Raw genomic sequence first — 785 nt, forward strand, 5'->3', positions numbered from 1 at the left:
GCTGATACGGTGCCCGGCAACCACTCCACGGATGTTGTCCCCGAAGAACCCGCCCCCGTCATTATTGCCCTGAACCGCGCGGAAACGGCGGCGCTGCACCCTGCCCTTCGGATGCGCGTGCTCGCCCTGGCGACCCGCGCCGCGCAGGGGGAGAACCCCGGATTTGAGCGGCTGCAGGCGCTTGACGAGTTCGTTGCCGAGCACGCCACTGCCGGGCCGGTGCAGCTGCCCGGGCATGTGAGTGCCTACCGCCGCCGTAGGGTACACGATCCCCGCACCGGCACCCGCGTGGATGCGCTGGTACTTATTTCCCAGCGGCAAGAGAAGCCTTCGACTTCATAAGCCAGTTATTGTGTTGCATCTCTCAAAGTGGCTATAGTGCCGTGTTAAGATAGCAAGGTACTGAAAATCCTTGAATCTCGATATATCACAAGGATTCGGTGGTATACGGAAGGAAAAAGCATGGGACTTTTTGGCAGCGATAAGAACCCGAGGGCGGAACTTGCCGTTCTCTTCGCGAAGGCAGACGAACCGATGGAAGCCGCCATCGATTGGGCTCGTTCCGTAGCGGATAAGGCGGGTCTTGACCCTGCGAAAGATGAGGTTCAGCTGATTCGCGAGCTGCGCCGCACAGAGCTGAATCTTGATCTGAAAACCGCAACTTACCTGGCTGAGCAGACGGCGAAGGCGGCGCGGTAGCGGTTTATTCGTGTTTTCGGGGTCATTCTTCCAAAGCACCCCAGCAGACACTCGTGAAACGTAAGCCGCGCATCAGAATTTAAGTC

2 protein-coding genes are annotated in these 785 nt (G+C 58.6%); both read left to right on the forward strand.

What is annotated here, in order from left to right; genetic code table 11:
- A partial coding sequence (locus HMPREF2981_RS05550; RefSeq protein WP_210398819.1) for a TilS substrate-binding domain-containing protein occupies window positions 1-342 on the forward strand: 342 nt, incomplete at its 5' end.
- 120 nt (window positions 343-462) lie between these two features.
- Window positions 463-699 carry a hypothetical protein gene (locus HMPREF2981_RS05555; RefSeq protein WP_070661529.1) on the forward strand — a complete coding sequence of 79 codons (237 nt, stop codon included), beginning with the start codon at window positions 463-465 and terminating at the stop codon, window positions 697-699.
- The last annotated feature ends 86 nt before the right edge of the window (window positions 700-785 follow it).

Source organism: Rothia sp. HMSC069C01, assembly GCF_001814655.1.
GTDB lineage: Bacteria > Actinomycetota > Actinomycetes > Actinomycetales > Micrococcaceae > Rothia > Rothia dentocariosa.

Coding starts and splice junctions, on each gene's coding strand:
- HMPREF2981_RS05555 (WP_070661529.1), top strand. CDS start 463: ATGGGACTTTTTGGCAGCGATAAGAACCCGAGGGCGGAACTTGCCGTT.